The following is a 26,924-nucleotide window of genomic DNA, read 5'->3' on the forward strand; positions in this document are numbered from 1 at the left end:
GTGAAAATGGGGGAATGAGCTCACAGCCTCCCACGTCGACGCCTCAAACGCCCGGCAATGACAACCAGGCCACCCGCCCCCACAGCTCACACAGCCACAGCGCCCAAGGCCAGAGCCTTGACGGTGCCCTGCAAAAGGCAGGCTTCTACCCCCGGCTGGTGGCCGACGTCGTCGACGACGCCCTGGACGGCCGCGACTGCGTCGCACACCTGGTCCACCTTGAGACGCACTTTGACCGGGCAGAGGTGCGGCGCCACATCACGGTCCTGGTGCTCACCTCGGACATGCTGGTGATCACACACGTGGACGACCAGCAGCTGGATGAAGCCGGCGAGCAGATCGTGGCCCAGATCTCCACCGAGTCCGTTCCCGTGGCGCAGATCCGGTCGGTGGTCCTCAGCTACATGTACGCCCAGCCGCAGAACTACAAGCCCTCTGACCCCGTGCGCGAACTGACCCTGGCCATCGCCTGGTCCGGCGGCCAGCGGCTGGACATGGGCCCGGCCAGCTGCGGGGACCCGCAGTGTGAAGCTGACCACGGCTACAGCGGCACCATCGCCCAGGAGGACATCGTGCTGCGGATCAGCGCGGAAGCTGACGGGCTCCAGGCCGTCCAGGACGCCAAGCTCTTCGCCCGTGCCTTGCGGGCCGTCAACACAGGATCCACCTCGCCGGTCCTGCACGGCGCACAGTCCATGCAGCCCCGCCCGCGTGCCGGCGTCTTCGGAAACCGCCTCAGCCGCGGACACCAGCAGCGCTGATGCCGGACCACGGAAAAACCGCAGTCCCTTCATCTGTGGCCGAAGCGTCTCCGGCCGAACGGGCCGGCACGGCCACCCTGCCGCACCCGCCCGCCTTCGGCCAGCGTTCCATCTCGGACGTACTCACCAGCGCCGCCGCAAGCCTGGGCGTCGACGGGTTCACGAACACCCTGGGCCTGCCGCCATCGTCACGGGTCTGCGTGGTCCTGGCGGACGGACTCGGCCGGAACCTGCTGAAGCAGAAGTCCGCGCACACACCGTTCCTGCGGTCCGTCATGAACAAGGGGCAGGGCAACATTCCGGTCTGGCTGGACTCCACCTTCCCGTCCACCACTGCTGCGGCCCTCGCCAGCTTCGGGACCGGGCTGGCCCCGGGCCAGCACGGAATGGTGGGCTACGACGTCCTGGACCCGGACCAGGACAAAGTGGTCAACATGCTCGGCAACTGGGACGCCGGCGTTGACCCGCTCACGTGGCAGCCGTTCCCCACAGTTTTTGAACGGGCCGCCGCCTCGGTCGACGTGACCACCGTGAGCCTGCCGCAGTTCGGCAACTCGCCCATGACCCAGGCGGCCCTCCGTGGCGGCCGCTTCATCTCGGGCACCACCTCGCATGCCCGCACGGGCGCCGCCGCCGAAGCCATGGCTGCGGCCGGGCCGTCGCTGATGTACTTCTACGTGAACGAACTGGACAAGGCCGGCCACCGGTACGGCTGCCAGTCGGAGCAGTGGGAACACCAGCTGGAGGAGCTGGACGCCACCGTCAAGCGCCTCAACGCCTCCCTCCCGGCCGGAACCACGGTGCTGCTCACTGCGGACCACGGCATGCTTGACGTGCCGCCGGCGCAGCGGATCGACTACGCGGCGGATCCCGCCCTCATCGCCGGCGTGCGGCACACCGCGGGCGAGCCCCGCATGGTGCACCTCTACCTCGAGGAAACCGTCGACGACGCCGGACGGGACAAGCTGCTGGATGCCTGGCGGAACCGCTTCGGCGACAGGATCTGGGCGTTCACCCGTGACGACGCGGTGGCCGGCGGCCTGTTCGGAGACTTGCGTCCCGCCGTCGGACCCCGGATCGGCGACGTGATGATCGCGGCGCGGGACGCCCTGGCGCTTTACGACAAACGACGGGTGCGCCCGGCCGCCATGGAGGTAGTGGGCCAGCACGGCTCGCTGACCAAAGCCGAACGGGAAGTTCCGCTGCTGTGTTTCACCGCGGAAGGCCGAAAGGCCGGACGTGGCTGAGCTGGTGTTTTTCTCCGGGACCATGGACTGCGGCAAGTCCACGCTGGCCCTGCAGATGGACTACAACCACCGTGCCCGCGGGCGCGGCGGGATCAGGTTCAGCCGGAACGACCGGGCCGGCGGCTCGCGGATTTCCAGCCGGCTTGGGCTGGAGACCGACGCCCTGGAGGTCACGGACGGTACTGACTTCTGGGATGAAGTGGTGGACAGGCGCACCCGCGGCCAGCGCGTGGACTACCTGATCTGTGACGAAGCGCAGTTCTATTCACCCCTCCAGGTGGAACAGCTGGCGCGGCTCGTGGACGAGATCGACGTCGACGTTTTTGCGTTCGGGATCACCGCGGACTTCCGCACGAGGCTCTTTCCGGGATCCCAGCGGCTGATCGAACTCGCCGACCGGGTCCAGGTCCTGCAGGTGGAGGCGCTGTGCTGGTGCGGGCGGCGGGCCACCCACAACGCGCGAACCGTGGACGGTGTGATGGTCATGGAAGGCGCCCAGGTGGTGGTGGGCGACGTGGACATGGCCAGCGATCCCGCGGCGGCCTCCACGGAAGGCCAGCTTCCGGTGGTGGGTTACGAAACCCTTTGCCGCCGTCACTACATGCGGCGGGTCACCGCGCACGGTGCCCACATCATGGCCCAGGAGGACCAGCTGTTGCCGTTCGAGACGGACGCCTGCCTGTGGCGAGGTTCAGGCGGAACAGCAGGCTAGTCGCCCCTGGTCCCGAACACGATCTCGTCCCACGTGGGAATGCTGGAGCGCTTCGGCTTGGAAGGCTGCCGTTCGGGCACGTCAGCATCACGGTCAGCACGGGCGGCCGGAGCGGAATCCTCATTCGGGCGCCGCAGGTTCCGGCCCCCGAGCAGCTCCTCAAGGCCAAAACTGGCACCTGTGTGCTCCTTCGGCGGGACGGCAGCGGGAGCGCCCTGTCCGGCCGGGCGGGGCGGGGACGCCACAATGGTGACTTCCCGTGTTTCGGTGCTCACGCCGTCGTGCAGCTTCAGGACGTCATCGTCGTCGTCCTTGTGCAAAGGGAGAAGACTCAGCCGCGACATCATGGACGGCCTGGCGTCACGCCTGCGGGTGAGGGGATCAGCCTGGGCCGCCGGGGCGTCGGGCTCGGAACCGGCGGGAGCCGGCTCCTGCTGCTCCGGCTCGGGCTGGACCTCGGAAGGCCTCGGATGGGCTGCCGGTACGCCGTGCGTGAGAAGCAGCGCGAGGGCGTCATCGGCGTCCTCGTCCACACCCAGCCGCTGGCCGCGGCGTGAACGGAGCATGTCCAGCAGTCCGTCGGCGTCCTTGCCGGCCGGCTGGAGGGCATGCGGTCCGGTGTGCGGGCCGGAAGAGTGGCGGGCTGCCGCTTCGGCATCGGTCTCAAAATCAAAAGGCCGGTCCGAGACGGCGGTCAGCCGCCGTGCGGGAACAAGGCCGTCCAGGGGTTCGAGCTCGCTGAGCTGCTGCGCCCAGCGGTTGGCATTCTGCAGGGACTTTCGGGCAGGGCTGAAGGTCCACAGTGCCGGCGGTTCCTCACCGATGCCTGCCGTGCCGTCCTTCTTCGCTTCGAAGCGGGCAGCCACAGTCCAGCTGCCATCCGGACGCCGCCAGGAGTCCCACTCGACGGAGGACGGTTCGATGCCGTGGGCCCGCAGCCGGTGCGAGACCATGTCGTCGAGCGACGCCGGGTTGTCGCCGAAAGCGGAACGGTACGCGTCGTGACCGGGCGAAGGGGACGCCACCTCGATTTTCCGGGCCTGCTGGGCCACATACTCACGTTCAGCGAGCACGGGCCCCTCGTAGCGTTCGACCTTGGCAAGGGGCAGCCCGGAAAGGTCTGCGACCTCCGCGGCGGTGGCACCGCTGCGGATCCTCGCCTGGATATCCCGCGGGGACATGGCAACGGGGGGCACGCCGAACGCGGCCTTCGCCGAAGACCGGCTGGCTGCCCGCAGCGCTTCATCGATCGGCAGCTGGAACATCTCGCCGCCGGCACCGCTCAACAGGAGATGCTCCCCGTCGTCGTGTACGCCTACAAGCCGTAGATCCTGCATACAAATCCTCCACCCTGGCATTACTATCAATCGAAACTCTGCCACCCGGCAGTCCCTTTTTGGGTTAGGAGATAGGGCGCGCCGCGATATTCCGGGAGTTTCCGGGCCTTTGCCGGGGAGCGCGGCGGCGGACGCTGCCGTTTTGGAGACACCACCGCCGGGACCTTTCCCGGGCTCTGGCTTTTACCGCCGGCTTGCGGAAAGATGTGCCCCACGCAGGGCACAAACGCACAGCGTCCGGCGTTATGAAGGTGACGCACCCGGCCACCGGAAATGGAGCGAGGTTTAGAGGAAATGGCCACCGATTATGATGCGCCGCGGAAGTCCGAAGAAGACCTCAACGAGGATTCCATTGAGGAACTGAAGACCCGGCGTTCGGACAAGCCCACCGCGGTGGTGGAGGAGGACGAGAGTGATCTAGCGGCCGGCTACGAACTCCCCGGCGCGGACCTTTCAGGCGAAGAGCTCCTGGTCCACGTGGTCCCCGCGCAGGCCGACGAGTTCACCTGCTCCTCATGTTTCCTGGTCCGCCACCGGTCCCAGATCGCCAGGGAAAAAGACGGCCGCTTCTACTGCAAGGAGTGCGAAGGCTGACCGGGATTACGGCTCCTGGACAGCGGCCCGCTATTTGGCGGACAGGGCGGCAGTGAGTTCCTCGGGGCGGCGCGTGGATGTCAGCCAGTACGGGGTCCGGTCCGAGGGGTCGGTGATGTCGATCCTGACCACGGGGTCGATCCAGCCCCGGATGCAGAGGTAGGCCAGTCCGTTGAGCCTGGTGCCGCGCTCAGCTGTCGCTTCCTTGGTGCGGAAAGCCTGGACACTGCCGACGAACCGGCGCTCGATCGTTGCCCGTCCCACCGTGAGGGCGTCATTTGTGACCGTGATGGTGGGGGTGGAGAGCACCAGGAGGACGGCCATGATGGTGAACAGCACCGCTGCCGCCGTGTAGCCGGCCGCCGCGCTGATCGGGGCAAACACCAGGATGCCCGCACCTGCGATCCCGGCCACAATGATCCACACCCACGGCGTTGGCCAGAGTTTCTCCCGGAAAACCACCGAAGGAGTGGCGGAGGGGCTGTTGGGAACCGGTACGGCGGAGCTTGATTCGGGCATGCCCCCAGCTTTCCATCTTTGGGGGCCTATTTCATCTTGGCCCGGAACCGCCGAAGCTAGGCCGAACATGCGCGCGGGCGTTAGAGTGAGTGACTGTGACTGACGAACTTGCCACGGTAGAAACCGCTTCCGAACCCCAGGCCCACGCAGCGCTCGGCGCCCCCACCCTGCAGGTACAGCTGAAAATGCTCGACCCCGGCCTGGAAGCTCCGTCCTACGCCCACCCCGGCGACGCCGGCGCGGACCTGCGCGCTCGCGTTGATGTGGTCCTGCAGCCGGGGGAGCGGAAGCTGGTTCCCACCGGGGTTTCCATTTCCCTGCCGGACGGCTACGTGGCACTGATCCACCCCCGCTCCGGCCTGGCCACGAAGCACGGGCTGACGATCGTAAACGCGCCTGGCACCGTTGACGCTGGCTACCGCGGCGAAATCTCCGTGACCCTCCTGAACACGGACAACCGGCAGGACATTGAACTGCGGCGCGGCGATAGAATTGCACAAATGGTCATCCAGCGGGTGGAGTACGCACAGTTCGTCCCCGTCGATGAACTGGACGGGTCCGTGCGGGGCGCCGGCGGGTTCGGCTCCACCGGCGGATTTACGCCTCCCACTGCCTGACCCACTGCCCAAGCAGGACCGGGTTCGCGCCACGGCCAGTGCAGGTGGCGGCCGTCCGGCATTGACGATTTATGGCGGGACCCAGGCTTACGGCGGGACCGCCGGCCGCGCACATTCACAACTAAGGAGACGACCCATGGTTTTTGGGCTCGGCAGGAAAGCCAAGAAGGAACAAGCAGACGAACCGGACGCCCCGGTGTCACCGGCGGAGGCCGCGGAGGAGTCATTGGACGCTACCGGCCGCAGCGCAACCGGACCTTTTGATGTCTCCGAAATCACCAGCCGTGACGGCTACGTGGATCTTGGCGCCCTCCTGATCTCACCCAGCGAGGGACTGCAGCTCCGGCTCGAGGTGGAAGAAGCAACCCAGCGTGTGGTGGCCGTGACCATGGACCTGAACGGCTCCAGCCTGCAGCTCCAGGCGTTCGCCGCCCCGAAGTCCGAGGGTCTTTGGGACGAGATCCGGGAACAGATCGGCCAGTCCGTGGGCAGCCAGGGCGGACAGGTTGAAGAAGTCCAGGGCCAGTTCGGCACCGAACTGGTGGCCAAGCTTCCCGCCGGTGCGCCGGATGGCAGCCAGGGCTACCGGGTGGCCCGCTTCGTTGGGGTCGACGGTCCGCGCTGGTTCCTGCGCGGCGTCCTGGGCGGAGCCGCAGCCATGGACCGGGACGCCGCCGGCCCCCTGGAAACGCTTTTCCGCAAGATTGTGGTGATCCGCGGCGACAGCCCCATGCCGCCGCGTGACCTGCTCCAGCTGCGCCTGCCCAAGGACGCCAGCATGACGCCGCCGCCCGGTGCCCCTGCTCTGCAGGAACCCGAACGCGGCCCGGAGATCACACAGATTGGCTGATTCCCGTCAGGGTGCCATGTCCCCGCACGGGGGAGCCGGCGTGCCCGTCAGCGAGCTCCCGGACAAGGGCCGGGTGGCCTGCCACGGTTACATCGAGTCGGTCACGTACGTGCCGGCCGACCAGACGGCCGCGTTCACGGCCATTGTCACCGACTCGGAAGGTCCGCGGCCGGGCTCCAGGACCGCGACCGGCCGGCTCCGCGTCATCTGGCTGGGCCGGCGCCGCGTTCCGGGAATCGACGCCGGCACCGAAGTCCGGCTTGAAGGCATGCTGACGCACAGCCAGGGCCTGCCCACGATGTTCAACCCACGCTACGAAATACTGTCCCGCCAGGAGAACGAATGACCGCGCCGCAGCAGCCCGAGAAGCCTTCCGAGCCGTCCCAGGAGCAGCCGACGATGGCCGGGCTCGCCGAAGGGTACGCGGCCAAGGCCGGCCTGCACCGCACGCACGACGGCCGGATCGATGTCCTGCGCAGTGCCGGCGGTGTCCAGGGCATTGCCGAGAGCATCCTCCCCGGACTGGTTTTCCTCATTGCCTTCACCATCACCCGCGACCTGACCCCTTCACTGGTGGCAGCTTTGGCGTCCGCAGCTGTGTTCACCGTAGTGCGGCTCGTGCAGCGACGGCCCCTGACGCAGGCCCTGGCCGGCGTGGTGGGTGTGGGAATCTCTGCCTGGCTGGCCAATACAACAGGCAAGGCAGAAGACTTCTACCTTCCCGGATTCTTCACCAACGCGGCCTACATCCTGGCCATGGTGGTATCCATCTTCGTCAAGTGGCCCATTGCCGGCCTGCTGTTCGGCTTCATCCGGAACGAGGGCCTTGACTGGCGCAAGGACCCTGCCCGTGTGAAGGCCTATCAGCTGGGGACCTGGATCATTATCGCTGTCCTCATGCTGCGGCTTGTGGTGCAGGTTCCGCTGTATCTGCTGGGCGAAGACGGACTCGCGGCGCTGGCCACCACCCGGCTCATCATGGGTGCGCCGTTGTACATCCTGGGCATCTGGATTGCCTGGCTCCTCACGCGGCCGGTTCCGGCCGACGACGGCACTCAGCCGTCGAAGCCGTCGTCCTCCGGGGCCTGAGCTTCCACCGGCTGGACGCCCTCGGGCGCGTGTTCTCCGTCGGAGGCCTCGGCTGATTCGGGGGAGAGCAGGGCGCGCAGTTCGTCTTCAGCCGCGATGGTGGTAACAAAGAACAGTTCGTCGCCGCCGTCGATCACGTCATCCCGGCTGGGCGTGATGGGGGCATGGTCCCGCAGGATGGCCACGAGCGTGGAGTCTTCAGGCCAGTGGATCTCGCCCACGGTGAGGCCGATGGCGTGCGAATCGTGCGGGACGGTGAACTCCACGATCGATGACACCCCGGTCTGAAGGGTGAGCAGCCGGACAAGGTCACCGATCTCCACCGCTTCCTCCACGAGGGCGGTCATCAGCTGGGGGGTGTTGACGGCGACGTCCACTCCCCAGGAGTCGTTGAACATCCAGTCGTTTTTCGGATTGTTGACCCGGCCCACGGTGCGGCCCACACCGAACTCGGTCTTGGCCAGGAGCGACACGACCAGGTTGACCTTGTCGTCGCCTGTGGCTGAAACGACGACGTCGGCGTCCTCCATCTTTGCGCCCTGCAGGGTACTGAGCTCGCAGGCGTCGCCCACGAGCCAGTGCGCGCCGCGGAGTCCGCTGCGTCCGATGACCTCTGGTTTGAGGTCGATGAGCAGGATTTCGTGCTTGTGCGCCAGCAGCTCCCTGGCGATCGACGAGCCGACACTGCCGGCGCCCACGATGACAACTTTCACTACAACTCCTTGGCGGGTGCTTTGGCCAGAATGTGGGCGACCTGCGGGCTGCGGTCCACCAGCAGCATGGCGTGGACGGTATCCCCGTCCTGGTAGGCCATGCCCGGCTCCGGGAGGATGCCTTCGCCGAACCGGGTGAGGTACGCGACACGGACGTCGGCAGCCTTCTCGATCTCGGTGATCCGGTGCCCGATCCAGCCGGCGTCGAGGTCCAGTTCCGCCAGGACCAGCCGGCCGGAGGGTTCCCGGAAATCCCCGGCCAGGTGCTGTTCGGGAAGGATGCGCCGCAGGACCTGGTCCGCGCTCCAGCGCACCGCCGCGACGGTGGGAATGCCGAGCCGCTGGTAGATCTCCGCGCGGCCGGGATCATAGATCCTGGCCACGACGTGCGGGACGTGGAACGTCTCACGGGCAACGCGGGTGGCCAGGATGTTGGAGTTGTCGCCGCTGGAGACCGCCGCGAAGGCGTACGCTTCGGCGACTCCGGCCTGCTTCAGCGTGTCCCGGTCAAACCCGACGCCGGTGACCTTCCGGCCGGTGAAGCCCTGGCGGAGACGGCGGAAGGCGCGGTCGTCCTGGTCGATAATGGCCACAGAGTGGCCGGCGTCCTCGAGCGTGTGCGCCAGCGTTGCTCCCACCCGGCCGCATCCCATGATCACGAAGTGCGCCACCCGTATCTCCTCAACTTTCCTGGCCCATTACTGCTGCTAGAACTCTACCGGCCCCGCGCGGCGATCCTTTCAGCTGCGCGTCAGGCGTTGCCGGCGCCGGCGGCCACAGGCTCCGGGGCGCCGGCCGGCTCCGGAAGCGGGTGCAGGTGGCCGATGCCGTTGGCAGTGACCTGGAGGACACGGGCGGTGGGGATGTCGTAGAACAGGCCGGTGAGCTGGACCGTGCCTGCCTGCAGTGCGCCAGCCACCGAGGGATGGCCCTGCAGCCGCTCCAGCTGGACGGCCACGTTGACCATGGCCAACTGGTCCACAGGGCTGAACCCCGCCGCCGCGGCCGCGCCCTTTACCGGGTGGCCGTTGTGGAAGGCCGCCAGGCTGGCGCGGGACTGTTCCAGCCACACATCGATTGGCCCCTGCCCGCTGTCCCCGCTGTCCCCTCCGTCCAGCAGCGCCGTCATCGCTCCGCAGCCGCTGTGGCCGCACACCACCAGGGACTCGACGGCGAGTTTGGCAACGGCAAACTCCAGCGCCGCATCAGTGGCGGCATCGGTTCCAGGCCTGCCCACCACGTTGCCCACGTTGCGGACGGTGAACAGGTCTCCGGGGCCGCTGCTGGTGATCAGGTTCGGCACCAGGCGTGAGTCCGCGCAGGTCAGGAACAGCGTGGACGGGTCCTGGTAGGTGGCCAGCTCGCCGACGTGCGGCCTGAGCAGGTCAGCCGTGCGGCGGTGGTAGTTTTCGACGCCGGCCATGACCGGCTGCAGGGACGGAACGTCCGGGCTCTCCGCGGCGGGGGAGGACGTTGTCTGCTGCTGCCAGCTGCGCCACGGGGCGAATCCGCCGCGGAGGGCGGACCGGGCGTCACCGCGGCAGGGCGGTGCGGCGTGGGCATCCTCCAGGCTGGCGGTGCCGTGTTCCTCCACCGTGACGGTACCGCCGGTGGCCACATGGCGGGTCTGCCAGGCGTCCAGCGCGTCATGGACCGGGTGGTCCAGGTAGTCGACGTCCAGTTCAAGGGTCACGCTGGTACGGGCGGGGACAGTGGCGAGTACGGCGCTGAGCCGGGGCAGCGACAGGAAGCTGCAGGAGCCGTCGATCACCACGCGCCAGCCGCCCCCGGTTCCCGGATCCGGGGCTGCGGTCACAGTTGCCCGCGCGATCCGCCACAGCACCAGCACAATGGCCAGGAGCAGTCCGGTCAGCACGCCCACGAGCAGGTTGGCGAACACCACGATGGACAGCGTCACCACGTAGACGAGCAGGTCACCGGTCCGCCGCGCCGTGCTGATGTCCGCGGGGCGCACCAGCCGCGCGCCGACGATGATCAGCAGTCCGGCCAGGACGGACTCGGGGATCAGCTGGATCAGTCCGGCCAGCAGGAGTGAAAAGACCAGCACCCAGACCCCGTGCAGGACGGCGGAGGAACGGGTCCGTGCCCCCGCTTCCAGGTTGGTGGCGCTGCGGACAATGACACCCGTTACGGGCATGCCGCCGAGGAGTCCGGACGTCACGTTGGCGGCGCCCTGGCCCAGGAGTTCCCGGTTGAAGTTAGTCCGTGGGCCGTGGTGCATCTTGTCCACGGCCACTGCCGAGAGCAGGGATTCCACGCTTGCGATCAGGGCGATGGTGACGGCGCCGATGACCGCGGCGTTCCAGTTGCCGGCGGGCAACTGAGGCAGGCCCAGGGAATCGGTCAGGGATCCGTTGAACGTGATCCGGTCGACGCCGAACGGAAGGGAGAGTGCCGTGGCGGCGATGACTGCCACCAGCGGACCGGGAACGCGGCGAACCGGCTCAGGCAGGCGCTTCCAGAGGAGCAATGTTCCGATGACCGTGATGCCAAGCGCTGCAGCCGCGATCTCGATGGCAGCCAGGCTGGCGGGGATCGCGGCGATGTTGCCGATCGCCGAACTGGCGGAACCCGCACCGACGAGCACATGGAACTGCTGGAGGACAATGGTGATGCCGATGCCCGCCAGCATCGCGTGGACCACAACCGGCGCGATGGCCAGGGCGACCCGGCCAAACCGGGCGAGGCCCAGGACGGCCTGCAGCACCCCGGCCGCGGCGGTGATGGCGCACGTGGCCGGCCAGCCGAACTGGTCAACGAGCCCTGCCACAATCACCGTCAGGCCTGCGGCGGGCCCGCTCACCTGGAGCGGCGAGCCGCCCAGGCTGCCGGCCACGATGCCGCCTACCGCCGCGGCAATCAGGCCGGCCATGATGGGCGCTCCCGAGGCTGCCGCGATGCCCAGCGAGAGCGGCACCGCCACGAGGAAAACCACCAGCGACGCCGGCAGGTCGTACCGGAGCACGTCGGCCAGCCGGCGGGCGGGCCCGCCGGGCCCAGGGACACCGGGCGGTGGTCCTCCGTCCTTGGTGAGCGGGTGGGAAGTTTCCGTCGCAACAGGTGCTGTTCTCATGTCAGTCCTTCGTTTGTCCGGCAGTGGTGGCCACGCTATTGACCGGCCAACGGCGCGTGCAAGGAACTGCGCAGTGAGAAACAACACCCTGTTTTCCGGCCCATGCCGGCGTCACACGGAGGATTCGGGTGCCGTGCAAACAGTGCCGCGGGGGCCGGTTTCCTGCCGTGCCGCGGTGCACACTCCGGTGCCCGGTATTCAAGTCAAGTTCCCTGCTTGGTGCCGTTTTTACGTCCACGGACCGGCCAAACCCAGTGGCCAGCGCCGCTGCCGGAGCATCGTGGTCTAGTCCGGTGACACCCTGTTGCGGTGTGACTGGACCGCTGCCCCGATGTGTGGGTGCCTGCCGAAGGCGGGCACCCGATCGGGTCTGACGGCAGTGTCGTAAGGTTGCTCTAGTGCTCAACAGAAGTGGGGCGTCGTGAGTAGTCTCAAGGAACAATTGTGCTGACAATGCTGAACGCCATAAAACGGGTGCTGGTGGGCCGGCCCTTCAGGAACGACAGGCTCGCCCACACCCTGCTTCCCAAACGGATCGCACTTCCGGTGTTCGCCTCCGATGCCCTGTCCTCCGTTGCGTACGCTCCGGATGAAATCCTGCTGACCCTTGCCCTGGCCGGCGTGAGCGCTGTGGCGTTTTCGCCGTGGGTGGGCCTCGCCGTAATGGTGGTGCTGCTGACGGTGGTGGCCTCCTACCGCCAGAACGTGCACGCCTACCCGTCCGGCGGCGGCGACTATGAGATCGCCAATGAGAACCTCGGCAAGTTCGCCGGACTCACTGTGGCGTCGGCCCTGCTGGTGGACTACGTCCTGACCGTAGCGGTCTCGATGTCTTCGGCCGCCACGTACCTCACCACGGCCGTGCCTTCCCTGCACGGGCAACAGGCGCTCATCGCCACCATCGGCGTCGTGATCCTCGCCCTGGTGAACCTCCGCGGCATCAAGGAAGCCGGCAGTGTCTTCGCCGTCCCCACCTACATCTTTATGGCCTCCATCCTGGGCATGACGGCGGTGGGGATCTTCCAGGCCGCCACCGGCCAGCTGCGTGAGGCCCCGTCCGCGGATTTCACGATCGTCCCCGCCCCCGGTTTTGATGAAGGGCTCGTGGGCCTGGCCGGCGCTTTCCTGCTGCTGCGCGCCTTCTCGTCCGGCGCCGCGGCCCTCACCGGTGTTGAAGCGATCAGCAACGGAGTGCCCAACTTCAAGGTGCCCAAAAGCAAAAACGCCGCCACCACGCTGCTGCTGCTCGGCGTCATCGGGGCGTCGATGCTCGCCGGCATCATGTACCTTGCCAACGCCACGAAGGTCCACATCGTCCTGGACCCCGCTACGGAATTCCTCGTGGACGGCCTGCCGCTGCCGGAAGGCTACATCCAAAGTCCGGCCATCAGCCAGATCGCCCAGACCATCTTCGGTCCCGGGTCCATCCCGTTCTTTATCGTCGTGGCCGCGACAGGCGTGATCCTGGTGTTTGCCTCCAACACCGCGTTCAACGGCTTTCCCGTCCTCGGCTCCATCCTGGCCCAGGACGGCTACCTTCCCCGCCAGCTGCGGACCAGGGGAGACCGGCTGGCGTTCAGCAACGGCGTCCTGGCCCTTGCCGCCGGTGCGCTGGTGCTGATCATCGCCTTCAACGCCGATGTCACCAAGCTGATCCAGCTCTACATCGTGGGCGTCTTTATCTCGTTCACCCTCAGCCAGCTGGGCATGGTCAGGCACTGGGGGAGGCACCTCAAGCTCGCCAAGGACAAGACGGTCCGGCTGCGGATGGCCAAGTCACGCACCATCAACACCATCGGCTTCGGCATGACTGCCCTGGTGCTGGTAATCGTCCTGATCACCAAGTTTGAGCAGGGCGCCTGGATCGCGCTGCTGGCCATGTTTGTCCTGTTCCTGATCATGTGGAGCATCCGCGCACACTACGACAACGTGGCCAAGGAGCTGGCCGTGGATGAGGACTCCTCGCCGCGTGCCCTGCCCACCCGGGTCCACGCCGTCCTTCTGGTCTCCCACGTACGCAAACCGGTGCTCCGGGCCCTTGCCTACGCGCGGGCGTCGCGGCCGTCCCGGCTGGACGCCATCACCGTGGACATCAACGCCGAGGAAACCGCCCACACGGTGGCTGACTGGCAAAAGCTGGACATTCCCGTGCCGCTGACAGTGCTGGCAAGCCCCTACCGGGAAACCATCACGCCCATCATGGAGTACGTCAAGAACATGCGGCGCGATTCCCCGCGCGACCTCATCGTGGTCTACATCCCCGAATATGTGGTGGGCAAATGGTGGGAGCAGCTGGTCCACAACCAGACAGCGCTGCGCATCAAGACCCGGCTGCACTTCGAACCTGGCGTGATGGTGGCCAGCGTTCCGTGGCAGCTGAAATCATCCGAAGAAGCAAAGAACCTGCAGGATATCCAATGAGCTCCCAGACCCAGTCCCACCCCCAGCCCGCTTCCGCCAAGGACGTTAAGGAGCTGGTGCTCGACGTCGGTCCGGTGGCCCACGGCGGCCACTGCGTGGCACGGCACGAAGGCAGGGTGATCTTCGTCCGGCACGCGATCCCCGGCGAAAAAGTCCGGGTCCGGCTGACCGACGCCGGCGAATCAGCCAAATTCTGGCGCGCCGACGTGGTCGACGTCCTCGAAGCATCACCGGACCGCGTGGAGCACTTCTGGCACGCCGCCGACTCCCGACGGTCCTGGGGCCACGGCCACCCGCCGGTGGGAGGCGCCGAGTTCGGCCACATCTCCCTGGACCGCCAGCGCAGCCTGAAGGCAGCGGTGCTGGCCGAACAGCTGCAGCGGCTCGCCGGCGTCGGGCAGCTTCCCGGCGGGGACATCACCGTTGAGGCTGTGGCCGGCAGCGGCCCTGATGCTGACACCACGTACGACGCCGGCACCGGCCTCGGGTGGCGGACGCGGGCAAGTTTCTCGGTCACCCCGGGCGGAAAACTGGGCATGCACGCCCACCGTTCGGACCACATCATCCCCTTGCGGGAGATGCCGCTCGCCTCGGACGGCATTAACCGGCTGCGCCTGTGGGACATTGACCTGCAGGGGATCGACCGCGTGGAAGTGGCGGCCCCGGCCAACGGCTCCCGCCCCCTGGTGCTGCTGGCCCCGGCTCCCGGCACGAAGCCCAAGCGGCTCAGCGCCATCGCCGCACAGGTTCCCGACGACGTCTCGGTCGCCACGTTCGATCCGCTCACCGATGAGGTACAGCAACTGCGCGGACGCACCTGGGTACAGGAGTCCGCGGGGGGACACGACTACCGGGTTTCGGGCGCCGGCTTCTGGCAGATCCACCGCGACGCGCCCGAAGCCCTTGTGGGGGCTGTCACAGGTTTTCTGCACAACGGCGGCTTCCTCTCGCCAGGTTCCGTGGTGGCCGACCTCTACGCCGGCGCCGGGCTCTTCACCGCGCCGTTGGCCGACGCCGTGGGCGAAACCGGCTCTGTCCTGTCGGTGGAAGGCGCCCCGGGCACCAGCAAGGACGCCCGCAAGAACCTGCACGGAGCGCCGCAGGTTGAGGTCATCCAGGGGCGGGTTGAGCGTATCCTCCGCCAGAAACCGCGCAATTTTGATGCCCTGGTGCTGGACCCGCCCCGCGCGGGTGCCGGCAAGGCAGTGGTGGGCCAGTTGATCGCCGCCGGTCCGCGGGCCATTGCGTATGTGTCGTGCGACCCGGCGTCATTCGCACGTGACGTGGGTTACTTCCAGCAGGGAGGCTGGTCCCTGGCGGGCCTGCGGGCCCTTGACCTCTACCCCCACACCCATCACCTGGAGACGGTGGCTTTGCTGACGCCAGGCCGCTGACAGGGAAACTAATTGGACTACTATGGCCCTTAGTAGTCCCACGTCGCGCTCCGTATTCACGGGTGACCCCATGCAATTTTGAGGGCCTGCACTAATTAGGCCTGCCTAACTAGCAAGCGGTCAACCGCGCGACAAAGATGAAACTGTTGCGAGAGGAGTCCTGCGATGAGCACTGTGGACAGCTTCGGTTCAAAAGGCAAACTTAATGTAGCCGGAACCGAATACGAAATTTTCCGGTTGAACTCCGTTGAAGGTGCAGAAAACCTTCCGTTCAGCCTCAAGGTATTGCTTGAAAACCTGTTGAGGACCGAGGACGGCGCGAACATCACTGCCGATCACGTCCGCGCCTTGGCAGGCTGGGATCCTGATGCCCAGCCAGATACAGAAATCCAGTTCACGCCTGCCCGCGTGATCATGCAGGACTTCACCGGTGTACCCTGCGTGGTTGACCTGGCGACGATGCGTGAAGCGGTCAAGGAACTCGGTGGCGACCCCAAGCGGGTCAACCCCCTGGCTCCTGCGGAAATGGTCATTGACCACTCCGTGCAGATCGACGCTTTCGGCAACTCCGGCGCACTGGAGCGCAACATGGAGATCGAATACCAGCGGAACGGCGAGCGTTACCAGTTCCTCCGCTGGGGCCAGACGGCCTTCGACGACTTCAAGGTTGTTCCCCCGGGAACCGGCATTGTGCACCAGGTCAACATTGAATACCTGGCCCGCACGGTCATGACCCGCGAAGTTGACGGCGCACTGCGTGCCTACCCTGACACCTGCGTTGGCACCGACTCGCACACCACCATGGTCAACGGCCTGGGTGTCCTGGGCTGGGGCGTTGGCGGCATCGAAGCCGAGGCTGCCATGCTGGGCCAGCCCGTCTCGATGCTCATCCCGCGCGTCGTTGGCTTCAAGCTGACCGGGTCCATCCCGGCCGGCGCCACCGCCACCGACGTGGTGCTGACCATCACCGAGCAGCTCCGCAAGCACGGTGTTGTGGGCAAGTTCGTGGAATTCTACGGCGAAGGCGTTGCCGCGGTGCCGCTGGCCAACCGCGCCACCATCGGCAACATGAGCCCGGAATTCGGTTCCACGGCCGCAATGTTCCCGATCGACGACGTCACATTGGACTACCTGCGCCTCACCGGCCGCTCGGACGAAAATGTGGCACTCGTGGAGTCCTACGCCAAGGAACAGGGCCTCTGGCACGATCCTTCCCGCGAAATCAAGTTCTCCGAGTACCTTGAGCTGGACCTGTCCACGGTTGTTCCCTCCATCTCCGGCCCCAAGCGTCCCCAGGACCGCATTGAGCTCACGGATGCCAAGGAACAGTTCCGCAAGGACATCCACAACTACGTGGCCATCGAAGACGGCAGCGTTGACGAGTCCCTGGACGAATCGTTCCCGGCCTCGGACGCCCCGTCCTTCACGCACGCCGACTCGCACACCACCGAGACCAGCCGTGTTGTGTCCGCAGCGAACGGCGCCCACGGGCGTCCGTCCAACCCGGTCCACATCAAGACCGAAGACGGACGCGAGTTCGAGCTGGACCACGGCGCAGTTTCGATCGCGTCGATCACGTCCTGCACCAACACGTCCAACCCGTCCGTCATGCTTGCCGCCGCACTGCTGGCGCGCAACGCCGTCGACAAGGGCCTGACGTCCAAGCCGTGGGTCAAGACCTCCGTTGCCCCCGGTTCCAAGGTTGTCACCGACTACTACGAAAAGTCCGGCCTGACGCCGTACCTGGAGAAGCTTGGCTTCTACATCGTGGGCTACGGCTGCGCCACCTGCATCGGCAACTCCGGCCCGCTGGACGCCGAAATCTCCGAGGCCATCCAGGCCAACGACCTTTCCGTCACCGCGGTGCTTTCCGGTAACCGCAACTTCGAAGGCCGGATCAACCCGGACGTCAAGATGAACTACCTGGCCTCCCCGCCGCTGGTCATCGCCTACGCCCTGGCCGGTTCCATGGACTTCGACTTCGACACCGACTCCCTGGGCAAGGACGAGGCCGGCAACGATGTCTTCCTGAAGGACATCTGGCCCAACCCGGTCGAGGTCCAGCAGGTCATCGATTCCTCGATCGACAAGGACATGTTCGCCCGCGGCTACGAGGGCGTCTTCGACGGCGACGACCGCTGGAAGGCACTCGACACCCCCGCCGGCGACACGTTCGCCTGGGATCCCAACTCCACGTACGTCCGGAAGCCCCCGTACTTCGAGGGCATGAAGGCACAGCCGGAACCCGTCCAGGACATCTCCGGCGCACGCGTGCTGCTGAAGCTGGGCGACTCGGTCACTACCGACCACATCTCCCCGGCAGGTTCCTTCAAGTCGGACACCCCGGCCGGACAGTACCTCCTGGCCAACGGTGTGGAGCGCAAGGACTTCAACTCCTACGGCTCACGCCGTGGCAACCACGAAGTCATGATCCGCGGCACGTTCGCGAACATCCGCATCAAGAACCAGATCCTCGACGGCGTGGAGGGTGGCTTCACCCGCGACTTCACCCAGGCTGACGGCCCGCAGGCCTACGTCTACGACGCCGCGCAGAACTACCAGGCAGCCGGCACACCGCTGGTGGTCCTGGCAGGCAAGGAATACGGTTCCGGATCCTCGCGTGACTGGGCAGCGAAGGGCACGGCGCTCCTGGGCGTCAAGGCCGTCGTCGCCGAGAGCTACGAGCGCATCCACCGCTCCAACCTGATCGGCATGGGCGTCCTGCCCCTGCAGTACCCGGCTGGAGAATCCGCGGCCACCCTTGGCCTGACCGGCACGGAAACCTTCTCGGTTGAGGGCGTCACCGCCCTGAACGAAGGCACCACGCCCAAGACCCTGAAGGTCACGGCAACCGCTGAAGACGGCACCGCCAAGTCCTTCGATGCCGTCCTGCGCATCGATACCCCGGGCGAAGCGGACTACTACCGCAACGGCGGCATCCTGCAGTACGTCCTGCGCCAAATCTCCGCCAACTAGCGGTTTTCTGCCCCAGGCAAGCACTCCCCAAAGCCCCGGCCGGTCACCGACCAGCCGGGGCTTCGGCTTTTGATTTGAACAGACGCGTTAGAGTTAACAGGCACGTCTACCACCTGAAGGAGGGGTCATTTGGGACTCTTGGACGCCATCCGGAATCCGCAGGACCTGAACGGGTTGTCCGAAAAGCAGCTGCCGGAACTGGCTGCTGAGATCAGGAGCTTCCTGATCACGAACGTCTCCCAGACAGGCGGACACCTCGGCCCCAACCTTGGGGTGGTTGAACTGACCCTTGCCGTGCACCGCATTTTCGACTCGCCCCGCGACAGCATCGTCTTCGACACCGGCCACCAGTCGTACGTGCACAAGCTCCTCACCGGACGCCAGGACTTCAGCACCCTCCGCCAGCAGGGCGGCCTCTCCGGCTACCCGTCCCGCGCCGAATCCGAGCACGACATCGTGGAAAGCTCCCACGCGTCCTCGTCCCTTTCCTGGGCGGACGGCATCTCCCGCGCCCGGAAGCTCACCGGGGAAGGCGACCGCTACACCGTCGCCGTCGTCGGCGACGGCGCCCTCACCGGCGGCATGGCCTGGGAAGCCATCAACAACATCGCCGCCGACAAGCGCCGGCGCGTGGTGATTGTGGTCAATGACAACGGCCGCTCCTACGCTCCCACCGTGGGCGGCTTCGCCGACTACCTCGCCTCGCTGCGTCCCACCATCGACTCCTTCCGCGCCGCCCCCGCCTACGAGGGCACCCTGGACTGGTGGAAGAAGAAGCTCCAGAACGGCGGCCCCGTGGGGCAGTTCACCTACAAGAGCCTGCACGCCATGAAGAAGGGCATCAAGGACTGGTGGGCCCCGCAGGGCATGTTCGAAGACCTTGGCATGAAATACATCGGCCCGGTGGACGGCCACAACCTCCAGGCCATGGAGCACGCCCTGTCCACCGCCAGGAACTACGCCGGCCCCGTCATCGTGCACGCCATGACCGAAAAGGGCCACGGCTACGCCCCCGCCCGCGCCCACGAAGCCGACCAGTTCCACGCCGTAGGCATCATCGACCCGGAAACGGGCGAACCGACGGGCGCTGCCGGCGCCCAGTCCTGGACGTCAGTCTTCGCCGATGAGATCGCGGACATTTCCGATGAACGGGCCGACATCGTTGGCATCACCGGCGCCATGCTCATCCCCGTGGGCCTGCACAAATTCGCCGCAAGGCACCCGGACCGCGTCATCGACGTCGGGATTGCGGAGCAGCACGCCCTGACCTCCGCAGCCGGCATGGCCTTCGGCGGCCTCCACCCCGTCGTCGCCGTCTACGCCACGTTCCTGAACCGCGCGTTCGACCAGCTCCTGATGGACGTTGCCCTGCACAAGGCCGGCGTCACCATCGTCCTGGACCGCGCCGGCGTCACCGGCCCGGACGGCGCCAGCCACCACGGTATGTGGGACATGTCCATGGTGCAGATCGTGCCGGGGCTGCACCTTGCCGCGCCGAGGGACGCGTCCAGGCTGCGGGAGGAACTCCGCGAGGCCGTTGCCATTAACGACGCCCCCACCGTGGTCCGCTTCTCCAAAGGCACGGTAGGCGCCGAGGTTGAAGCCATCGAACGGCTGGGCGACGGTGTGGACGTGCTGGCCCGCCGGCCGGCCGGGTCCACCGAAAACGACGTCCTGATCGTCAGCGTCGGAGCCATGTCCGAACTGGCCCTGGACGTTTCCAACCGCCTTGGCGCGCAGGGAATCAGCACCACCGTGGTGGACCCGCGCTGGGTCCTGCCGGTGCGCCGCTCCATCATTGCCCTGGCCTCCCACCACCGCCTGGTCATCTGCATCGAGGACGGTGTCCGCGCCGGCGGTGTCGGATCCCGGATCCGGCAGGAAATGCGCGCCGCCGGCGTGGACACCGCCCTGAACGAGGTTGGCCTGCCGGTCGAGTTCCTCGACCACGGCACCCGGAGCCAGGTCATGGAACGCGTCGGCCTGACCGCGCAGCAGATAACGCACGACGTCGTCGCCCAGGTTCTGGGCACAAAGGTCCCCTTTGCGCGTCCCCTCCCGGGCCAGGAACACCCCACCACCGGCAGCCTTCCGATTCTGTGAGGGAAGAAGACGCACTGAAATACCCGGGGGCCGTGGGCGAATCCGGCCCGGCGATGCACACCAGCACCACCCGGGTTCCGGGCCAGCTGCAGCCCGGCCAGCTCGTGGTGGCCCGGAACCGCAAATGGAACGGCAAGGCCCACTGGGTGGTCCCGGGACGCTACCTGGGTGAAGACCGGCACGGCTGGTGGATTTTCCAGGGGACCAACGAGTTCTGTTCCCGGCCCGGCGCCGCGTTCTACACCCAGTCAGACGCCGTGCTGCTGGTGCCGCGCTCCGGGGACTGGGTTGCCACGTTCTATGACGACGCCCACCCCAGCGGTGTCCGCGTGTACGTGGACCTGGCCGTTGCCCATGAGTGGACGGATATCCGGCCTGCCGTCACCGAGTTCCATGTGATCGACATGGACCTGGACGTTATCCGCATGGCCGGCCGAGGCGTCTTTATCGACGACCAGGACGAGTTCGCCGACCACCGTGTCGCCATGAATTACCCGGACCGGCTGGTTGAGGACATCCAGGCCGCCGCGGACGAGCTTTATCAGGCCGTCAAGGCACAGCACGCACCGTTCGACGGAACAGACGTCGACTGGTTCACGAAGGGACGGTCATGAGCGGAATCATCAGGGTCTACAAACGGGACGACGAGGGAGTGCTGCATTTCCGCGAAGGCTGGTTCGACGAGGACTACAGCCAGTTCGTGATGAACTACGGTGTTGTGGGGCACCAGAGCAAGACCGAGGAGACCGACGTCGCCGATGCCGCCGCGGTGGAGGGCCTCATGGATGCGTTCGCTGTCCAGTGCACGGAGGACGGTTATGCGGAGATCCCCGACGAGGAGCAGTTCTGGGTGGTGGCCCAGTTCGCCCTCAAGACCAAGGACGGCACCGAGCGGGACCGTTACCTTGAGGAAAAGGCCAAGGACGCCCTCATCAGCCACCTCGCGTGGCGGGGGCTGGGCACGGTGGAGCGCTCGGAGTTCAGCGACTACAAGCTGAACATCTTCTGCTTGTGCCCCGAGGTGAACAAGGCCGTCAACGCGATCAAGGTCTGCAGCCGCGGCGAGGATCTGGACTTCACCAAGCTCAGCATCGGTGCCGCCTCCTTCACCGAACCGGACAGCTTCAAGCTCAAGTACTCGGCGAAGCCGGCCAACAGCTTCAGCCTCTAGACGGGAAATCCATGACTGAATACCGACGCCTCGGAAACTCCGGCCTTACCGTCTCCGTTGTGGGACTGGGCTGCAACAACCTGGGCCGGGCGCATACGGCCACGGAGTCCCAGGAGGCCACCGACGCCGTCGTCCATGCCGCCCTCGACGCCGGCGTGACACTGTTCGACGTGGCCGACACCTACGGGCGCGAGCCCGGCCTGAGCGAAACCATGCTGGGCAAGGCCCTGGCCGGCCGGCGGGATGAAGCCGTGGTGGCCACCAAGTTCGGGATGGACATGCGCGGCGCCAACGGCCGGGACTTTGGCGCCCGGGGCTCGCGCAGCTACATCATCCGGGCCGCGGAGGCATCGCTGCGGCGGCTGGGCACCGACTGGATCGACCTTTACCAGTTCCATACTCCGGACCCGCTGACACCGATCGACGAAACGCTGTCCGCACTGGACGACCTGGTCAGCAGCGGAAAAGTCCGGTACATCGGGCATTCCAACCGTGCGGGCTGGCAGATCGCCGAGGCTGAGTTCGTGGCACGCGCCGCCGGCGGCACACGGTTCATTTCCACGCAGAACCACTACAACCTGCTGGACCGGCGCGCGGAGCAGGAGGTCACGCCCGCAGCCGAAGCGTACGGCCTTGGCGTCCTGCCGTACTTCCCGCTGGCCAACGGGCTGCTCACCGGAAAATACTCGCCGGACACGGCGCCCGAGGGGACGCGCCTCAGCCACACCCGTACCCACCTGGTGCGCGACGCCGACTGGGGCCAGCTCAAGCGGTTCAGTGCTTTCGCCGACCAGCGCGGCCTGTCCGAGATCCAGGTGGCGTTCTCCTGGCTCGCCGCCCAGCCGTCGGTGAGCAGCGTGATCGCCGGGGCCACCAGGCCCGAACAGATCCGGCAGAACGCAGAGGCCGTGGCGTGGGTGCCGACGCCTGAGGAGCTTGCCGAGCTGGATGACATTTTCCCCAAAGTCCCCAAAGTCGCACTCTTCTAGGGGACTGCACCGATGACCAGGCTCCTGCTGGACGTGGATACCGGGATCGACGACGCCCTGGCGCTGGCTTATCTGTCGTCGTTGCCGGACGTGGAGTTCGTGGCCGTGACGGCATCCCCGGGAAACGTGGATGCGCACCAGGTGGCGCGAAACACCCTCGCCATGCTGGAGCTGTGCGGACGCACCGGGGTCGAGGTCGCCGTCGGTGCGGAGGTTCCACTGTCCATCCCGCTGGTGACCACGCCCGAAACCCACGGACCCCAGGGCATTGGCCACGCCGTCCTGCCGGCCCCGACCGGGACGGTCTCGGAGCGGCACGCCGCCGACGTCTGGGTGGAGGCGGCACGGGCCCACCCGGGGGAGCTGACGGCACTGATCACGGCGCCGCTGACCAACTTTGCCCTGGCCATCCGGCGCGAACCGCGGCTCCCCGAACTGCTGGCCAAGGTGGTGATCATGGGCGGCAGCTTCTACCACCAGGGCAACACCACGCCCACCGCCGAATGGAATACGCACGTGGATCCGCAGGCTGCCAAGGAAGTTTATGCGGCCTACCGCGGCTTGCCGGTGACCCGGCTGCCCATTGTCTGTTCACTGGACACCACTGAGCGGATCGAGCTGCGGCCGGAGCATGTGCTGCGGCTCGCGGAGGCGGCCGGCTGCAGTGAGCGGGAGCTGGTCCTGCCGAAGCAGCCTGAAGGGCTTCGAAGCACGGCCGACAGTCCGCTGGTGCGGCACCTGTCTGATGCCCTGCGCTTCTACTTCGAGTTTCACCGCCTCTACGGCCAGGGCTACGTGGCGCACGTCCACGATTACTTCGCCGCCGGGGTGGCCGCCGGGACGCTCGATTACGCAACCCGCCTGGCCACCGTGGACGTCGAGGTTGACTCGCCCCTGCTGATGGGGACCACCGTGGCCGATTACCGGAACCTGTGGAATCACCCGCCCAACGCCCGGATCGTCTCGGACAACAAGCCTGAACAGGCCTTCGGGGAACTCATCCGGTCCGTCGGCGGCCTCGCGGCGCGGCTGCGCTGAACGCCGGCCCGGCACTCACCCGCCAGCCCTACAGCGGGGCGTCGCCAGGCAGGTCCACGTCCAGGGCCAGCAGGGCGTTCTCCACCACCTCGGTCAATGCCGGGTGGATCCAGTAGGGACCGCGCGCCAGTGTATGGACCGGCACGTCCGTGGCCATCGCCTGGACCAGCGGCTGGATGAGGATGGAGGCTTCGTGGCCCATGATGTGCGCGCCGAGCAGGCGCCCGGTGGACTTTTCCGCCACGACCTTGACCACGCCTTCCTCGTCCTCCATGGCCCAGCCATAGGCCGTTGAGCCGTAGTCCTGGACCGCCGTGACAATCTTCGTCCCCGGAGCGGCCTGCGCCTTGGCGTCCTCCTCGGTCAGGCCCACCGAGGCCACCTGCGGATTGGAGAATACGGCAAACGGCACGGCTGTGTAGTCGATGGACCGGGGCCGGTCCGGGTGTTCGAGGTTGTGCGCCACCACCCGGGCTTCCCGGTTGGCGACGTGCTTGAGCTGGTAGCTGTTCGCGATGTCGCCCAGGGCGTACACCCCTTCCACAGGCTTGCCGCCGGAGAGGACCCTGAGGTTGCCGTCCACGGAGAGCGTGCCGTCCTCATCCAGGTCAAACCCGGCAGCGTCCACGCCCAGCCGGTCGGTGTTCGGCACCCGCCCCGTGGCCATCAGGACGACGTCAGCGGCCACACGCAGCGGCTTGCCGCCGTCGTCCGAGAACACCACGGTGACCGAGCCGTCACCGTTGTCCTCCACGGAAAGGAGCGCATAGCCCAACTCCAGCCGCCAGCGGCTGGCGGCAGCCTCCGCGAAGCGCCCTGCGATCTCCCTGTCGTTGCCGCGGAGCAGCCGACGGGAACGGTTTACCTGGGTGACGGCGGCGCCGAAGCCATGGAACACTGCGGCGAACTCCGCCGCGATATAACCGCCGCCGACGATCACCACCCTCTCCGGCAGGCCGTCAATGCGCATGACCGAGTCGGACGTGTGCACCTGCGGCAGGCCGATCCCCGGAACGTCGGGGAGCACGGCGCGTGAGCCGGCGGCCACCACCACCCGGTCCGCGGTGAGCTCCACGCCTGTGTCTGTGACGAGCGTCCGGGGACGCGTGAACCGTACGTGTTCCTGGTATAGGTCCACGTTGTCCAGTTCATCGGCCCGGTACCGCCGGCCGGACTCGGAAATCGAGTCGATCCGGCCAAAGATCCTGTCCCGCACGCCATTCCAGTGCACTTTGTCCAGGCTCAGGTCCACACCGAGGCGGCCTGCTTCCCGGGGCATGGCGGCCAGTCCGGCCGGATAAACGAACATCTTGGTGGGGATGCACCCGACGTTCAGGCAGGTGCCGCCGAACACCCCGCCGTCGATCATTGCCACCTTCTTGCCGTCCCAGAACGGGGTGATCAGCGAATTGCCGGATCCGGAGCCGATGATGGCCAGGTCGTAGTGGGGCATGCATCCGTCTTTCGTGAGGTCGGCAGTGGCGCGGCGGGCGTTGGCGACCCGTCCCGTGAGTCTATGGCAGGCGCGGTTCCAAGCCGGAACAGCGGCTACGAGGGACAGCTGCCCGGTAGACTGGTCGCCGGACCGGCCGGGCACTCCTGCCGGCTGCCGCCGAGGTGACATAGGCGGCGTTCCGCACCGCGCGGGCCCGCCGGGCCAGCTACGAACCTTCGAAGGAACGCCATGTCATCGCCCTCCCTCACGCTGGAATCCCCGACGCCGGCGGCCGCCCGGAAGCGCCGCCTGCTGGAAATCCTCGGCGCCTTGGCCATCGCCGGCACGTACATCTACCTCGTCCTCAACCAGCCCGCCGACATCACCGGCGGGCCGGGCAGCGCGTCGGCCCTGATTGCACTCTCCGGGTTCCTGGCGGGCGCCGTCCTGCTGATTGTGGCCGTCCTTCCCACCCTGCCCGTCTCCACGCTGGTCCTGATTCCCGTGGCCCTGGTGCTCAACATCGTGCTCGGCCAGTTCGTCGGCAGCACGCTGGTGCCCTTCTACCTGGACGCGATCGGCACCGTGCTGATCGCCGTCCTTGCCGGACCGGCTGCGGGGGCCGCCACAGGCGCGCTCAGCAGCATCGTCTGGTCCTTCTTCAACCCGACCGTCCTGCCCTTCGCCGCCGGCGCCGCCCTGATCGGCTGCCTGGCCGGCCTCGCCGCGCGGTACGGCCTGTTCCGCCGGTTCTACCTGGCCCCGGTGGCGGGCTTCCTGACCGGCATCATCGGCGGCGTGGTCTCCGCCCCCATTGCCGCGTTTGTCTTCGGCGGCACGTCCGGCCTGGCAACCGGCGCCATCGTGAGCGCCTTCCGCTCCATGGGGGACACCCTGCTGGCCGCCATCACCAAGCAGGCGCTGATCTCCGACCCCATGGACAAAGCCATCGTCTTCACCCTGGTGGCCGTCCTGGTCTATGCCCTGCCGCGCCGCACCCGCCAGCAGTTCCCCTTTGTCGGGCGCCACCGTGTGCTGGCCGGGTCAGACCAGTCCAAGGGCCTGGCCGCCGGCCACTCCGCGGTCCAGTCCACCGGCCAGGATTCCTGACCCGCCCCTGATGCGCCTCCATCCCCTCACCTCGCTGGCGGCTGCCGGCAGCACGGCAGTCATGACGACGGCGGCCGCGAGCCTGCCGCTGTCGCTCGCGGTGATCGCCGGTGCGGCATGCCTGTCGGTCGCCGGGGGAGCGGGACGCCGGATGGCTCCGGCAGCGGCCGGGATATTGGTTCCCCTGGTCCTCTCGCTGTTCATCCTGCATGGACTCTTCTTTCCCGAAGGCACCTCCGTCCTGGCGCAATGGGGCCCGGCCCGGGTCACTGCTGAAGGGCTGCGCTTCGCCCTGGAGCGGGCTGCCCAGCTCTCAGCAGCAGTGCTGGTGCTGCTGTTGTGTTCGTTCACCATCAGCGTCCCGGACCTGGTGGCTGCCCTGTCCGCCCGCGGCGTCCACTTCCGGTTCGCCTTTGTGCTCGCCTCCACCCTGACCCTGCTGCCGGCCATCAGCACACGCCTGGCGCGGATCCGGCAGGCACAGGAAGCCCGCGGCCTGGTGATCACCGGCGGCGCCTTCCGGCGGCTGGCCGCGTTCCGATGGCAGGCCATTCCGCTGGTCCTGTCCCTGGTGGAGGAGGCAGGTACCCGCGCGGCAGCCCTGGAGGCCCGCGGCTTCGGAAGCGCCGGACCCCGGACCAGTTACCGGGAGGTTCCGGATCCGCCGTTGCAGCGCCGGCTGCGCCTGGTCCTCCTGCTCGCGGCCGCCGCGGCAATCGCTGTCCGCCTGTGGCAGCCGACGGCGGGTGCTTGA

Annotated in this window: 24 protein-coding genes; 18 read left to right on the forward strand and 6 right to left on the reverse strand. The window is 67.2% G+C overall.

The features are described 5' to 3' along the window. Positions 1–14: 14 nt before the first annotated feature. From ABV518_RS03620 to ABV518_RS03630, 3 genes are read left to right on the forward strand one after another with little or no spacing between them, the layout of a single operon-like run. Complete coding sequence (locus ABV518_RS03620; protein ID WP_367765442.1) at positions 15–761, forward strand: DUF5998 family protein; 747 nt, start codon at positions 15–17, stop codon at positions 759–761. After that, complete coding sequence (locus ABV518_RS03625; protein WP_367765443.1) at positions 761–2,008, forward strand: alkaline phosphatase family protein; 1,248 nt, start codon at positions 761–763, stop codon at positions 2,006–2,008. Before ABV518_RS03620 ends, ABV518_RS03625 begins: the two co-directional genes overlap by 1 nt. Next, complete coding sequence (locus ABV518_RS03630) at positions 2,001–2,720, forward strand: thymidine kinase (protein ID WP_367765444.1); 720 nt, start codon at positions 2,001–2,003, stop codon at positions 2,718–2,720. Before ABV518_RS03625 ends, ABV518_RS03630 begins: the two co-directional genes overlap by 8 nt. On the opposite strand, the gene sepH is transcribed toward ABV518_RS03630, so the two are convergent. After that, entirely contained in the window at positions 2,717–4,057 is a 1,341-nt protein-coding gene (sepH, locus tag ABV518_RS03635; RefSeq protein WP_367765445.1) for a septation protein SepH, read from the reverse strand. The two genes, ABV518_RS03630 and sepH, sit on opposite strands and share 4 nt — an antisense overlap. Positions 4,058–4,351: 294 nt before the next feature. Here sepH and ABV518_RS03640 point away from each other — a divergent pair, with 294 nt between their 5' ends. Continuing rightward, entirely contained in the window at positions 4,352–4,651 is a 300-nt protein-coding gene (locus ABV518_RS03640; RefSeq protein WP_367765446.1) for a DUF4193 domain-containing protein, read from the forward strand. A 30-nt stretch (positions 4,652–4,681) separates the two neighbouring features. Here ABV518_RS03640 and ABV518_RS03645 read toward each other — a convergent pair whose 3' ends face one another. Next, positions 4,682–5,170, reverse strand: a complete 489-nt coding sequence (locus tag ABV518_RS03645; RefSeq protein WP_367765447.1) for a DUF3093 domain-containing protein — start codon at positions 5,168–5,170, stop codon at positions 4,682–4,684. Between the two features lie 95 nt (positions 5,171–5,265). Here ABV518_RS03645 and dut point away from each other — a divergent pair, with 95 nt between their 5' ends. The 4 genes from dut (at position 5,266) to ABV518_RS03665 (ending at position 7,726) form a co-directional block, all read left to right on the forward strand. Beyond that, a complete protein-coding gene (gene dut / locus ABV518_RS03650; protein ID WP_367765448.1) occupies positions 5,266–5,787 on the forward strand; it encodes a dUTP diphosphatase in 522 nt (173 codons plus the stop codon). A gap of 136 nt (positions 5,788–5,923) precedes the next feature. After that, complete coding sequence (locus ABV518_RS03655; RefSeq protein ID WP_367765449.1) at positions 5,924–6,637, forward strand: DUF3710 domain-containing protein; 714 nt, start codon at positions 5,924–5,926, stop codon at positions 6,635–6,637. 16 nt (positions 6,638–6,653) lie between these two features. Then, complete coding sequence (locus ABV518_RS03660; RefSeq protein WP_367765450.1) at positions 6,654–6,983, forward strand: hypothetical protein; 330 nt, start codon at positions 6,654–6,656, stop codon at positions 6,981–6,983. Then, positions 6,980–7,726, forward strand: coding sequence for a DUF3159 domain-containing protein (locus tag ABV518_RS03665; protein ID WP_367765451.1), 747 nt, complete (start codon positions 6,980–6,982; stop codon positions 7,724–7,726). Before ABV518_RS03660 ends, ABV518_RS03665 begins: the two co-directional genes overlap by 4 nt. On the opposite strand, the gene ABV518_RS03670 is transcribed toward ABV518_RS03665, so the two are convergent. From ABV518_RS03670 to ABV518_RS03680, 3 genes are all read right to left on the reverse strand, one after another. After that, positions 7,693–8,439 (reverse strand): TrkA family potassium uptake protein, encoded by a 747-nt coding sequence (locus tag ABV518_RS03670; RefSeq protein WP_367765452.1) that lies wholly within the window; start codon positions 8,437–8,439, stop codon positions 7,693–7,695. The genes ABV518_RS03665 and ABV518_RS03670 overlap by 34 nt on opposite strands. Continuing rightward, positions 8,439–9,110 carry a TrkA family potassium uptake protein gene (locus ABV518_RS03675; RefSeq protein ID WP_310164599.1) on the reverse strand — a complete coding sequence of 224 codons (672 nt, stop codon included), beginning with the start codon at positions 9,108–9,110 and terminating at the stop codon, positions 8,439–8,441. Before ABV518_RS03675 ends, ABV518_RS03670 begins: the two co-directional genes overlap by 1 nt. A gap of 80 nt (positions 9,111–9,190) precedes the next feature. After that, positions 9,191–11,533, reverse strand: coding sequence for a SulP family inorganic anion transporter (locus tag ABV518_RS03680; RefSeq protein WP_367765453.1), 2,343 nt, complete (start codon positions 11,531–11,533; stop codon positions 9,191–9,193). A gap of 453 nt (positions 11,534–11,986) precedes the next feature. Between ABV518_RS03680 and ABV518_RS03685 the strand changes: the two genes are divergently transcribed. From ABV518_RS03685 to ABV518_RS03720, 8 genes are all read left to right on the forward strand, one after another. Next, a complete protein-coding gene (locus ABV518_RS03685) occupies positions 11,987–13,954 on the forward strand; it encodes an APC family permease (RefSeq protein ID WP_131134416.1) in 1,968 nt (655 codons plus the stop codon). Further along, positions 13,951–15,348 carry a class I SAM-dependent RNA methyltransferase gene (locus tag ABV518_RS03690; RefSeq protein WP_367765454.1) on the forward strand — a complete coding sequence of 466 codons (1,398 nt, stop codon included), beginning with the start codon at positions 13,951–13,953 and terminating at the stop codon, positions 15,346–15,348. Before ABV518_RS03685 ends, ABV518_RS03690 begins: the two co-directional genes overlap by 4 nt. Before the next feature lie 165 nt (positions 15,349–15,513). Next, the gene (gene acnA / locus ABV518_RS03695; RefSeq protein ID WP_367765455.1) at positions 15,514–18,324 is read left to right on the forward strand and encodes an aconitate hydratase AcnA; all 2,811 of its coding nucleotides are present in this window, start codon (positions 15,514–15,516) and stop codon (positions 18,322–18,324) included. A gap of 129 nt (positions 18,325–18,453) precedes the next feature. After that, positions 18,454–20,427, forward strand: coding sequence for a 1-deoxy-D-xylulose-5-phosphate synthase (gene dxs / locus ABV518_RS03700; RefSeq protein ID WP_367765456.1), 1,974 nt, complete (start codon positions 18,454–18,456; stop codon positions 20,425–20,427). Then, positions 20,424–21,041, forward strand: coding sequence for a DUF402 domain-containing protein (locus ABV518_RS03705; protein ID WP_367765457.1), 618 nt, complete (start codon positions 20,424–20,426; stop codon positions 21,039–21,041). Before dxs ends, ABV518_RS03705 begins: the two co-directional genes overlap by 4 nt. Further along, positions 21,038–21,598, forward strand: a complete 561-nt coding sequence (locus ABV518_RS03710; RefSeq protein WP_367765458.1) for a hypothetical protein — start codon at positions 21,038–21,040, stop codon at positions 21,596–21,598. Before ABV518_RS03705 ends, ABV518_RS03710 begins: the two co-directional genes overlap by 4 nt. Positions 21,599–21,609: 11 nt before the next feature. Next, positions 21,610–22,587: an aldo/keto reductase gene (locus ABV518_RS03715; RefSeq protein ID WP_367765459.1), complete on the forward strand. Its 978-nt coding sequence runs from the start codon at positions 21,610–21,612 to the stop codon at positions 22,585–22,587. 12 nt (positions 22,588–22,599) lie between these two features. After that, on the forward strand, positions 22,600–23,625 hold the full coding sequence (locus ABV518_RS03720) for a nucleoside hydrolase (RefSeq protein WP_367765460.1): 1,026 nt from the start codon (positions 22,600–22,602) through the stop codon (positions 23,623–23,625). A gap of 28 nt (positions 23,626–23,653) precedes the next feature. Here the strand turns inward: ABV518_RS03720 and ABV518_RS03725 are convergent, their stop codons facing one another. Further along, positions 23,654–25,078, reverse strand: coding sequence for a mycothione reductase (locus ABV518_RS03725; protein ID WP_367765461.1), 1,425 nt, complete (start codon positions 25,076–25,078; stop codon positions 23,654–23,656). A 231-nt stretch (positions 25,079–25,309) separates the two neighbouring features. Here ABV518_RS03725 and ABV518_RS03730 point away from each other — a divergent pair, with 231 nt between their 5' ends. Both ABV518_RS03730 and ABV518_RS03735 read left to right on the forward strand, forming a co-directional pair. After that, positions 25,310–26,170 carry an ECF transporter S component gene (locus ABV518_RS03730; RefSeq protein ID WP_367765462.1) on the forward strand — a complete coding sequence of 287 codons (861 nt, stop codon included), beginning with the start codon at positions 25,310–25,312 and terminating at the stop codon, positions 26,168–26,170. A 10-nt stretch (positions 26,171–26,180) separates the two neighbouring features. Beyond that, on the forward strand, positions 26,181–26,924 hold the full coding sequence (locus ABV518_RS03735; protein WP_367765463.1) for an energy-coupling factor transporter transmembrane component T: 744 nt from the start codon (positions 26,181–26,183) through the stop codon (positions 26,922–26,924).

Origin of the sequence: Arthrobacter sp. HS15c (assembly GCF_040812005.1) — a bacterium.
Lineage (GTDB): Bacteria > Actinomycetota > Actinomycetes > Actinomycetales > Micrococcaceae > Arthrobacter.

Coding starts and splice junctions, on each gene's coding strand:
- ABV518_RS03620 (WP_367765442.1), top strand. CDS start 15: ATGAGCTCACAGCCTCCCACGTCGACGCCTCAAACGCCCGGCAATGAC.
- ABV518_RS03625 (WP_367765443.1), top strand. CDS start 761: ATGCCGGACCACGGAAAAACCGCAGTCCCTTCATCTGTGGCCGAAGCG.
- sepH (WP_367765445.1), bottom strand. CDS start 4,057: ATGCAGGATCTACGGCTTGTAGGCGTACACGACGACGGGGAGCATCTC.
- ABV518_RS03640 (WP_367765446.1), top strand. CDS start 4,352: ATGGCCACCGATTATGATGCGCCGCGGAAGTCCGAAGAAGACCTCAAC.
- ABV518_RS03645 (WP_367765447.1), bottom strand. CDS start 5,170: ATGCCCGAATCAAGCTCCGCCGTACCGGTTCCCAACAGCCCCTCCGCC.
- ABV518_RS03655 (WP_367765449.1), top strand. CDS start 5,924: ATGGTTTTTGGGCTCGGCAGGAAAGCCAAGAAGGAACAAGCAGACGAA.
- ABV518_RS03660 (WP_367765450.1), top strand. CDS start 6,654: ATGTCCCCGCACGGGGGAGCCGGCGTGCCCGTCAGCGAGCTCCCGGAC.
- ABV518_RS03665 (WP_367765451.1), top strand. CDS start 6,980: ATGACCGCGCCGCAGCAGCCCGAGAAGCCTTCCGAGCCGTCCCAGGAG.
- ABV518_RS03680 (WP_367765453.1), bottom strand. CDS start 11,533: ATGAGAACAGCACCTGTTGCGACGGAAACTTCCCACCCGCTCACCAAG.
- ABV518_RS03685 (WP_131134416.1), top strand. CDS start 11,987: ATGCTGAACGCCATAAAACGGGTGCTGGTGGGCCGGCCCTTCAGGAAC.
- ABV518_RS03690 (WP_367765454.1), top strand. CDS start 13,951: ATGAGCTCCCAGACCCAGTCCCACCCCCAGCCCGCTTCCGCCAAGGAC.
- acnA (WP_367765455.1), top strand. CDS start 15,514: ATGAGCACTGTGGACAGCTTCGGTTCAAAAGGCAAACTTAATGTAGCC.
- ABV518_RS03710 (WP_367765458.1), top strand. CDS start 21,038: ATGAGCGGAATCATCAGGGTCTACAAACGGGACGACGAGGGAGTGCTG.
- ABV518_RS03715 (WP_367765459.1), top strand. CDS start 21,610: ATGACTGAATACCGACGCCTCGGAAACTCCGGCCTTACCGTCTCCGTT.
- ABV518_RS03720 (WP_367765460.1), top strand. CDS start 22,600: ATGACCAGGCTCCTGCTGGACGTGGATACCGGGATCGACGACGCCCTG.
- ABV518_RS03725 (WP_367765461.1), bottom strand. CDS start 25,078: ATGCCCCACTACGACCTGGCCATCATCGGCTCCGGATCCGGCAATTCG.
- ABV518_RS03730 (WP_367765462.1), top strand. CDS start 25,310: ATGTCATCGCCCTCCCTCACGCTGGAATCCCCGACGCCGGCGGCCGCC.
- ABV518_RS03735 (WP_367765463.1), top strand. CDS start 26,181: ATGCGCCTCCATCCCCTCACCTCGCTGGCGGCTGCCGGCAGCACGGCA.